The organism is Actinophytocola sp., assembly GCF_050699915.1.
Lineage (GTDB): Bacteria > Actinomycetota > Actinomycetes > Mycobacteriales > Pseudonocardiaceae > Actinophytocola.
In genome coordinates this window covers 1-9,315 of the sequence record NZ_JBOHGA010000231.1, presented here as the reverse complement: position 1 = coordinate 9,315, position 9,315 = coordinate 1, and the positions used below count along the sequence as shown (strand labels likewise).

The window sequence follows — 9,315 nt, the reverse complement described above, 5'->3', positions numbered from 1 at the left end:
ATGCCGAGCAGCCAGCCGCCCCGCCCGGTCCAGCACCCGGGCGAGCGCAGCGGCGGCCTCGGGCGCGACGCGCAGCCGACAGGCCGCCGACTCGAGCGCGTCGGCCTCCCGCTGGTTCGCCACCAGCCGCGCCTGCCACGACGACACCGCCCGCGCGGCCGACCGCAACGCCGTCACCGCCGAGTCGAGCCGACCGGCGACCTCGGCGGTGTCCGCGCGGAAGGCCGACGCCGCGGCGCCGCGCCACGAACCCGGGCGGGCGGCCCGGCGCAGGTCCCCGGCCGACGCGTCGACCGCGGACGTCGCGCGGGCCAGCCGCTCGAGGACCGTCTCTACGTCGGCCGGCGAGCCGGGGGTCGGATCGAAGCCCAGACCAGGGAATGTCCGCGTGCGCACCCGGCAAGTGAATCCGGCCGGACGACAAGGGGGGAACCAGCGCTGCGCACCGAGGCAAACCGAGGGCACGGGCGCGCAAGGGAGACGTGTTGAATGGGCACCGTGGAACTGGACGATCTGGTCGTGCACATGTCCGGCGTCGGGGTCCGGCGGGGCACCACCAACCTGCTCGCCGGCGTCGACTGGAGCGTCGAGCTCGACGAGCGGTGGGTGATCCTCGGCGCGAACGGGGCGGGCAAGACCACGCTCCTCCGCCTCGCCGCCGCCGAGCTGCACCCCACCTCCGGCCAGGTGCACGTTCTCGGCGATCGCCTCGGCCGGGTCGACGTCTTCGAGCTGCGCACCCGCATCGGCTTCTGCTCCGCCGCCCTGCTCAACCGGGTGCCGCCGCAGGAGAAGGTCCTCGACATCGTCGTCAGCGCCGGGTACGCCATCCTCGGCCGCTGGCGGGAGGACTATGAGCAGCTCGACACCGGCCGCGCCCAGGAGCTCTGCAAGTCCCTCGGCATCGCCCATCTCACCGACCGCGAGTTCGGCACCCTGTCCGAGGGCGAGCGCAAGCGCACGCTGATCGCCCGCGCGCTCATGACCGACCCCGAGCTCCTGCTCCTCGACGAGCCCGCCGCCGGCCTCGACCTCGGCGGCCGCGAGGACCTCATCGGCCGCCTGACCGAGCTCGCCCGCGACCCGGACGCGCCCGCCTCGGTCCTCGTCACCCACCACGTCGAGGAGATCCCGCCCGGCTTCTCCCACCTGCTGCTGATCGCGGACGGCGGCGTGGTCGCCCAGGGCCTCCTCGAGGACGTGCTGACCAGCGAGAACCTTTCCGCCACGTTCGGCCAGCAGCTGGAGTTGGACCGCCTCGGCGACCGGTACTTCGCGCGGCGCCGCGGTGCCGACTAGGTTGTGGCGGAAATGACCAGGTAGGGAGGCAGCCACGTGGGTGAGTTCGTCAGGCTTGAGGTGGACGGGGGCATCGGCACCATCCGGCTGGACCGCCCGCCGATGAACGCGCTCAACATCCAGGTGCAGGAGGAGATCCGCGCGGCCGCGCACGAGGCCACCCGGCGCGACGACGTCCGTGCCGTGATCGTCTACGGCGGGGAGAAGGTGTTCGCGGCCGGCGCGGACATCAAGGAGATGGCCGACATGTCCTATGTGGACATGTCGGAGCGGGCCGGCCCGCTGTCCTCCTCCTTCGCCGCGGTCGCGGAGATCCCCAAGCCGACCGTGGCCGCGGTCACCGGCTACGCGCTGGGCGGCGGCTGCGAGCTGGCCCTGTGCTGTGACCGCCGGGTCGCCGGCGACAACGCCAAGCTCGGCCAGCCGGAGATCCTGCTCGGCATCATCCCCGGCGCCGGCGGCACCCAGCGTCTCGCCCGCCTGGTCGGGCCGAGCCGGGCCAAGGACATCATCTACACGGGACGGTTCGTCGACGCGACCGAGGCGCTCGCGATCGGGCTGGTGGACGAGGTCGTCGCGCCCGACGACGTGTACACCGCGGCTCGCCGGTGGGCCGAGCAGTTCACCGCCGGCGCGGGCCGAGCGCTGGCCGCGGCCAAGGCGGCCGTCGACGGTGGCCTCGACGGCGACCTGTCGAGCGGCCTCAAGCTGGAGAGCCACCTGTTCGCCGCGCTGTTCGCGACCGAGGACCAGAAGACCGGCATGCGGTCGTTCATCGAGAACGGGCCGGGAAAGGCGACGTTCAGTGGCAAGTGATCCGACGAGGCCAGTTCAAAACACTCCGGACGGTCGGCCTTCCGCCCAAGAGCGGACCAGTTTTGAATTGGCCTTGGAGCCCAACCCGCACGCGACCGAGGCCGAGGTCGAGGCCGCGCGGTCGGATCCCAAGCTCGCCAACGTGCTCTACCACGACTGGGAGGCCGACTCCTACGACGAGAAGTGGTCGATCTCCTACGACGAGCGGTGCATCGACTACGCCGTCGGCCGGTTCCGCGCGGTGGCCGGCGACGCCGACTGGCCGTTCGAGCATGCCATGGAGCTCGGCAGCGGCACGGGTTTCTTCCTGCTGAACCTCATGCAGGGCGGCGTGATCAAGAAGGGCTCGGTCACCGACCTGTCGCCCGGCATGGTCAAGGTGGCGCTGCGCAACGCCGAGCAGCTCGGGCTGGACGTCGACGGCCGGGTGGCCGACGCGGAGCGGATCCCGTACGACGACGACACGTTCGACCTCGTCGTCGGGCACGCGGTGCTGCACCACATCCCGGACGTGCCGGCGGCGTTCCGCGAGGTGCTGCGGGTGCTCAAGCCGGGCGGGCGGTTCGTGTTCGCCGGCGAGCCGACGAAGATCGGCGACACGTACGCGCGCCGGCTCGGCCAGCTGACCTGGTGGCTCACCACGAACATCACGAAGCTGCCGCCGCTCGCGGGCTGGCGGCGGCCGCAGTCCGAGCTGGACGAGTCCTCCCGGGCCGCGGCGCTCGAGGCGGTCGTCGACCTGCACACGTTCGACCCGTCGGCGCTGGAGCGCACCGCCCAGGAGGCCGGTGCCGCGAACGTTTGCGCGGTGACCGAGGAGCTCGCCGCCGCCCTGTTCGGCTGGCCGGTGCGCACGTTCGAGGCGGCCGTGCCGCAGGAGCGGCTCACGCTCGGCTGGCGGCTGTTCGCGTACAAGGCGTGGCAGCGACTGTCCTGGTTGGACGAGAACGTGCTGCGCCGCGTCGCGCCGCGCGATCTGTTCTACAACGTTCTGGTCACCGGGACGAAGCCCTGACATGAGTCGCTCCGCAAGCTCCGCTCCGTGACGTATGAGTTCACCCTGGCGGACGTGGCCTACCTGCGCGATGCCGCCGAAGCGCTCGCGGAGGTCGACCGGCTGCCGCTGACCGGCGCGTCCTACCTCACGGACGTGGCGAAGGCCCGGGCGCGGCTGGGCGAGCGCGCGGGCGCGGTGCTGGAGACCGTCCTGTTGCGCCGCAAGGCCGTGACCAAGGTCGACGAACCGCACGAGTGGCTGTTCACCGACTCCGCCCTGCAGCAGGCGACACCGGCGCCCGTCGCGCGCCTGCGCGCTCGCCGGTTCGCCGGCCGCGACGTGCACGACGTGACCTGCTCGGTCGGCGTCGACCTCGCCGCCCTGCACGCCGGCGCGCGGCTGGCCGTGGGATCCGACCTCGACCCCGTCCGGCTGGCCATGGCGCGGCACAACGTTCCCGACGCGGCCCTGGTCCGGGCGGACGCGCTGCGCCCGGTCACCCGCGGCGCCGCCGTGTTCGCCGACCCGGCCCGCCGCGACGCGGCCGGCCGCCGCCGTTGGCGGGCGAGCGACTTTCGGCCGCCGCTCGACGAGCTCGCGGACGCGTGGCCGGGCGCCGACTTCGCGGTGAAGTGCGCGCCGGGCATGGACTTCGCGCAGCTGCCATGGCGTGGCGAGGTCGAGCTGGTCTCGCTGGACGGCCAGGTGCGCGAGGCGTGCCTGTGGAGCGGCTCGCTCGCCACCACCGGCCGACGCGCCACCGTGCTCCGCACGAAGGGTCCGGAGTGGACGGTCACCGACGAGGAGCCGGACCACTGCCAGGTGGCCGAGGTGGGGGAGTGGCTGGTCGATCCCGACGGCGCGGTCGTGCGGGCCGGGCTGGTGCGCCAGTACGCGGCCCGGCACGGCCTGTGGCAGCTGGACGAGCGCATCGCCTACCTCACCGGGGACACGCCGCCGCCCGGGATCCGCGCGTTCCGGGTGCTCGAGGACGGCCACTACAGCGAGAAGGAGCTCCGAAAGCGCTTGCGGGCCAAGGAGATCGGCCGGCTGGAGATCCTCGTGCGCGGCCTGGACATCGACCCGAACACGTTGCGCCCGCGCCTGAAGCTCCGTGGCCCCAACGAGGCGACCGTGGTGCTCACCCGGGTTGGTCGGACGCCGATGGCGTTTGTCTGTGAAGCAGTTCTCGGGAGCGAGCTTGCGAGCGACCCATGACACAGCGTGCCCGCGAGCGGGAACTCCGAGCCTGCGAGGAGTTCTCGTGAGTGGATAGCGGCACAGTGCCCCTGGCGCCGCTACCCACTCACGCCCCTGGTGCCCCCGAGTTGATCCTCCCCAGCCACTCGATGGCGGGAAGAAGCCTGTCGAGCAGCTCGCGTGCCGCCGGAGTCAGCGCGCACCAGACGATCCGGTCGTCCTCCCGCTCGCACGACACGAGGCCGGTGCGCTCCATCTGTTCGAGCGTGCACTCCGGCGCACCCTCCTCGCGGTCCTGCAGGTCCCGGTAGGGCAGCGGTCCACGGGAGAGCGCGGCGACGACGTCGAGCTCGCCCTCGCCGGGCAGCATCTGCCGCAGCGCGCGGAGCTGCTCGCTCGCCACGACCCCGTAGTCCGGCGCGGACTCGCGGGGCGTGACGAGCCGGACGGTGTCGATGCCGCGCGTCAACGGACGTCCGGCCGGCGTGTCGCCATCCGCGTCGACGTCCGTGGTCGTGATCCGGTCCCGGCCGTCCTGTTTGGCCCGCAGCAGCGCCGCGTCCGCCGCCTCGAAGAGCGCGCACAGGTCGTCGCCGTTGTGGTGGCGTCCGGCGAGCCCCGCCGAGGCGGTCAGGCCGGTGATCGTGATCTTGCCCGCGTGCACCGACGGCGCCGAGAAGGCTGCCGAGCGGATCCGGCTCAGGATCCGCATGGCGACCTTCTCGCCCCGCGCCAGGTCCGTGGCCGGCAGCAGCACGAGGAACTCGTCCCCGCCGTGCCCGCCGTAGCGGCCCACGATGTCCATCTGGCGGACCGCGCCGCGGACGACCGAGGCGATCGCCCGCAGCACGGCGTCCCCCGCCAGGTGCCCGTGGGTGTCGTTGATCTCCTTGAACCGATCGAGGTCGAGCATCAGGAGAACGGCCGGCTGGTCACCGACCTGATCGAGGATCTCGCCCGCGGCCTTGTCCCACGCCCACCGGTCGAGCAGTCCCGTCAGCTTGTCCGTGCTGCGGTAGCCCAGCGGTTGCCCGCACGACGTGCAGCACGTCCCGCGGTTGTCACCGCCGTTGTCATCGCCGCCGGCGGGCGCCATCGCGCGGACCTCCCCCGGCGTCGGACTGTCGTACGCCAATTGGATGAGAAGCTCTTTCACAAGAGTTGAGCAGGGTCGGTTCGAGCCTAGACTGCTTGACGGCCCGGTTTCAACTGACAAAAATGACGATAGGCTTACGGACCTTGTCTCTCAGTAGAGACGTGCCGCGAGCGGTGGGGAGGCCACATGGGTGAGCGAACGAGATCGCTGGCCGGCAAGCTGAACCACCTGTTCGCCCACACGACGACGCGGGGCGGCCAGGAGTACAGCAACGAGCAGGTCGCCGCCGCGATCGTGACGACCGGCGTGACGATCTCCCAGAGCTACATCTGGCAGCTGCGCAAGGGCAAGAAGGACAACCCGACCTTCAAGCACCTGCAGGCGCTCGCCGCGTTCTTCGGCGTGCCGGTCTCGTACTTCTTCGACGACGAGGTGACCGACCGGGTCGACCTGCAGCTCGCGGAGCTCAAGGCGGAGCAGGCCCGGCTGCACCAGATCATGGGCAGCAGCGACGCCCAGCTGATGGCGCTGCGGGCCGGCGAGCTGTCGCCGGCGGGACGACGCCAGGTGATGGACCTGCTCGACGTCGTCCACCGGTTGGAGCAGGTCGAGAAGGACACTAGACCGAAGGAGTGAACATCCTTCGGCGGTGCCGACCGAGGGTGGTGTTCTGGAAAGCTGCGGCACACGACGTACCGGCTGGGGGTGATGTCCGGGAGGTGTGGGCTGTGGGGGAACGGGAGTTGCGCCGGCGGTGCCGGAAGCTGCTCAACGAGCTGGACATCCGCCCGCCGCTCGACGTGCACGAGCTGTGCCGCCGCGTGGGCCTGCAGCGGGGGAAGCCGATCCGCCCGGTCGCGCACCCGATCCCGGTCCCGGGCCCGTTCGGCGCCTGGATCACCACGGACACCGCTGACTACATCCTCTACCAGCGGGAGACGTCCAAGGCGCACCAGGGACACATCATCCTGCACGAGCTCGGCCACATCCTCGCCGGCCACAGCAGCGACGAGGAGGACGACACGCTGCTCGGCCAGCTCTACCCGGACGTCGCGCCCGCCCAGCTGCGTGAGCAGTACCCGGATCTCGCGCCCGGCGCGGTCCGGCGCGCGCTGCGGCGCACCTCCTACGACTCCGCGCAGGAGCGCGAGGCGGAGACGGTGGCCACGATCATCCTGGAGTGGGCCTCGGTGCTCGACTCGGTCGGGCCGCCGGCCGACTCCTCCGACGCCACGGCCCAGCGGATGGGCACCGCGCTCACCGATCGGCTCGGCTGGCTATGAGGTACACCGGGTTCGATCTCGTTCATGGGATCGTCTCGTTCGGTGCGCTCGTGTGGATGCTGTGGCTGGTCGCCCGCTCCCCGGCGGACGTGCGGCGGTGGGCCGTCGCGGGACTGCTGGCCGGCTGGTCGATCGCGTACCCGTTCGGCATCGCGGCAAGCCGGGGCGTGGAGTTCCTCGGTGTGGACGCGATGAACGCCCGGTACCTCCAGCACGCGCTGCTCCTGGTGGCCGCGTACAGCCTCGTGTGCTTCTTCCAGTTCTCCGCGCTCGAGCCCGCGCTGGCCCGCGGCCGTGCCGTGCGCGACGCGGTCGTGCTGGGCGTCGCGCTGGTGGTCATCACGGTCGCGAACGTCTTGATTCCGGCCGACCTGCGCGTGCCGGCCGCCACCGTGACGTCGACCCCGGGCAAGGGCCCGGTCGGGGAGGCCAGCATCGCCGCGTTCTACATCGCGGCCAACAGCTACCTGCTGTACGCGTTCGCGGCAGCGTGCGTGTGGACCCGCCGCTACGCGCGCGGCGCGGAGCCGCGGCTGCGGCGCGGGCTGCGGATCGCGTCGATCGGCCTGGCCTCGATCTCCTTGGCGGGGGCCACGTTCGTGGCGTCGAACATCAGCCGCTGGGCCGGCACCCCGGCGCCGCCGCCGGTCGTGGTCACCAGCGTCTTCATGCTGCTGATCGGGATCGTGCTGTTCGTCGTGGGCATGGCCTACCCGACGGTGAAGACGAGGATGGCCGCGCTGCGGGTGTGGCGCCGGCACCGCCGCGCCTACCGTCGCCTACGTCCACTCTGGACGGTGTTGAACGAGCAGTTCCCGCAGGACGCGCTGAGCCGGGTGCCGGTGAGCCGCTGGCGGGACGCGCTGACGCTGCGCAGCGTGCACCGCCGCTACTACCGCCGGGTGATCGAGTGCCGGGACGGGCTCGTGCGGATCAGCCCGTACCTCGCGAGCCTGGGCGCGGACCCGGCCGAGCCCACCGACCCGGAGCGCCTGGCCCGCCAGCTGTCCGACGCACTGCGCGCCCACGCGGCCGGCGAGGCCGTCCCGAACCAGGCCATCGCGATCGCGATGCCGACCGACGACAGCCTGGAGTCCGATGTGGACCGGCTGGTCGAGCTGTCCCAGGCCGTCGAGCAGGCGGGGGAGCCGGTCAGGAGCTGAGGCGGGACAGCAGGAACTCGCGCACGGCGTCGAGGTCCGCGTCCACCGCCACGGCCACCTCCCGGCCGTCGTCCACGCCGGACAGTTCGCGCGCGACAGCACCGCGCCGGTCGGCGACCGTCATGCCACGCGCCGGGCCGTGCGCGCACTCCACGTCCACCGCGTACGTCTCCGTCGCCAAGAGTCCCGGGCTGATCGCCTCGGCCATGGCCACCGCGTCGTGCACGACGGTGCCATCCCGCCCGAGGGTGCGCGAGTAGAACTCCCGGTAGGTCGCGGTCAGCTCGACCAGCAGCCGGCCACGTTCCCCGCTGCCGGCGAGCGAGTCGAGCCACGCCGCGTCCACCGCGCACCGGTGGGTGAGGTCGAGCGGCACGAGCACGGTCGGCACGTCCTCCTCGGCCAGCACCCGCCGGGCGGCCTCGGGGTCGCTCCAGATGTTGAACTCCGCGGCGGCGGTGACGTTGCCGCGCTCGATGCCGCCACCCATGATCACGATCCGCTCGATCTTGCCGCGGGCCCCGGGATGCGCGGCGAGCAGCAGGGCGATGTTGGTCAGCGGTCCGATCGGGACGATCGTCACCGGCTCGGGTGCCTCCTCGAGCAGCCGCGCCAGGAGCGACACCGCGTCGGTCCCGGCCACGCCCGTCGCGCGCTCCGGCAGCAGGTTCGACCGGTCCGACAGCCCGTCCTCGCCGTGCACGTACCGCGCGCGGTGCGGGTGCGGGTAGACCAGCGGCCGGTCCGCGCCGGCGGCCACCGGCACGTCCTCACGGCCGTAGAGCGCGAGGATCCGCAGCGCGTTGCGCGTGGTCATCGCCAGCCCGACGTTGCCGAACACGGTCGTCACGCCCAGCAGGTCCACGTCCGGGCTCGAGCAAGCGAGCGCGATGGCGAACGCGTCGTCCACGCCGGGGTCGGTGTCGATGATCAGAGCGGTCATGCTTGCGACCGTAGTGCCCCGCGCAGGTTCCAGAGCTGTCCACCGGCGGCCGCCAGCAGCGCGACCGCGACCACCACCAACGCGAGGATCAGGATCCATTCCATGGGGTCCCGATACCCCTCCCGGCGTGCATGCAAAACCTCGCGTCGGGCGCGCGCTTCAAGGTGATCGCCCGCGGGTAGGAACGATCGTGCACGTCTCACGAGGAGGTCAGACGATGCGATTCCGCCGCCGCGGGGTTGTCGACGACAACGTTTCGGTTCGGAACCCTGCTCGTTACGTCGCTCTGGGTATCGGAGTGGCCGCGATCGCCTTCGGGGCGTTCGCCCTGGCTGAGACCGGTTTCGATCCCGATCATCTCCGGCGTCCCCACGAGTCGTTTGCGACGTTCCATCACACACCGCTGCTCGCACTCATCGAGATCGGCTTCGGAGTCGCCATGCTCGTTGCCGCGCTCGGCACGTTCGTGGGGCGCGGGCTCATGGCCGCACTGAGCCTCGGCGCGCTCGGTCTCGGTG

At 71.9% G+C, this 9,315-nt stretch carries 11 protein-coding genes; 8 read left to right on the top strand and 3 right to left on the bottom strand.

All coding sequences use genetic code 11. The features are described from left to right. On the bottom strand, nucleotides 1–396 hold a 396-nt coding region (locus ACRDSK_RS28150; protein WP_431444366.1), incomplete at its 3' end, for a hypothetical protein. A 93-nt stretch (nucleotides 397–489) separates the two neighbouring features. On the opposite strand from ACRDSK_RS28150, the gene ACRDSK_RS28145 reads away from it, so the two are divergent. From ACRDSK_RS28145 to ACRDSK_RS28130, 4 genes are all read left to right on the top strand, one after another. Then, nucleotides 490–1,299 (top strand): ABC transporter ATP-binding protein, encoded by an 810-nt coding sequence (locus ACRDSK_RS28145; RefSeq protein WP_431444365.1) that lies wholly within the window; start codon nucleotides 490–492, stop codon nucleotides 1,297–1,299. 36 nt (nucleotides 1,300–1,335) lie between these two features. Next, complete coding sequence (locus tag ACRDSK_RS28140; RefSeq protein WP_431444364.1) at nucleotides 1,336–2,115, top strand: enoyl-CoA hydratase/isomerase family protein; 780 nt, start codon at nucleotides 1,336–1,338, stop codon at nucleotides 2,113–2,115. A gap of 67 nt (nucleotides 2,116–2,182) precedes the next feature. Continuing rightward, entirely contained in the window at nucleotides 2,183–3,130 is a 948-nt protein-coding gene (locus tag ACRDSK_RS28135) for a class I SAM-dependent methyltransferase (RefSeq protein ID WP_431444363.1), read from the top strand. Between the two features lie 27 nt (nucleotides 3,131–3,157). Next, on the top strand, nucleotides 3,158–4,330 hold the full coding sequence (locus ACRDSK_RS28130) for a THUMP-like domain-containing protein (protein ID WP_431444362.1): 1,173 nt from the start codon (nucleotides 3,158–3,160) through the stop codon (nucleotides 4,328–4,330). An 88-nt stretch (nucleotides 4,331–4,418) separates the two neighbouring features. Here the strand turns inward: ACRDSK_RS28130 and ACRDSK_RS28125 are convergent, their stop codons facing one another. Beyond that, on the bottom strand, nucleotides 4,419–5,447 hold the full coding sequence (locus tag ACRDSK_RS28125) for a diguanylate cyclase (protein ID WP_431444359.1): 1,029 nt from the start codon (nucleotides 5,445–5,447) through the stop codon (nucleotides 4,419–4,421). Between the two features lie 147 nt (nucleotides 5,448–5,594). On the opposite strand from ACRDSK_RS28125, the gene ACRDSK_RS28120 reads away from it, so the two are divergent. The 3 genes from ACRDSK_RS28120 to ACRDSK_RS28110 all read left to right on the top strand — a co-directional run bounded on the left by ACRDSK_RS28120 (nucleotide 5,595) and on the right by ACRDSK_RS28110 (nucleotide 7,854). Then, nucleotides 5,595–6,044 (top strand): helix-turn-helix domain-containing protein, encoded by a 450-nt coding sequence (locus tag ACRDSK_RS28120; protein ID WP_431444358.1) that lies wholly within the window; start codon nucleotides 5,595–5,597, stop codon nucleotides 6,042–6,044. 92 nt (nucleotides 6,045–6,136) lie between these two features. Continuing rightward, on the top strand, nucleotides 6,137–6,691 hold the full coding sequence (locus ACRDSK_RS28115; protein WP_431444357.1) for a hypothetical protein: 555 nt from the start codon (nucleotides 6,137–6,139) through the stop codon (nucleotides 6,689–6,691). Continuing rightward, a complete protein-coding gene (locus ACRDSK_RS28110; protein ID WP_431444356.1) occupies nucleotides 6,688–7,854 on the top strand; it encodes an MAB_1171c family putative transporter in 1,167 nt (388 codons plus the stop codon). The genes ACRDSK_RS28115 and ACRDSK_RS28110 overlap by 4 nt, the downstream gene beginning before the upstream one ends. Here the strand turns inward: ACRDSK_RS28110 and ACRDSK_RS28105 are convergent. Further along, nucleotides 7,844–8,797 (bottom strand): nucleoside hydrolase, encoded by a 954-nt coding sequence (locus tag ACRDSK_RS28105; RefSeq protein ID WP_431444354.1) that lies wholly within the window; start codon nucleotides 8,795–8,797, stop codon nucleotides 7,844–7,846. The two genes, ACRDSK_RS28110 and ACRDSK_RS28105, sit on opposite strands and share 11 nt — an antisense overlap. A gap of 217 nt (nucleotides 8,798–9,014) precedes the next feature. Between ACRDSK_RS28105 and ACRDSK_RS28100 the strand changes: the two genes are divergently transcribed. Continuing rightward, nucleotides 9,015–9,315, top strand: a 301-nt coding sequence (locus tag ACRDSK_RS28100; RefSeq protein WP_431444353.1) for a hypothetical protein, incomplete at its 3' end; no start/stop codon positions are given.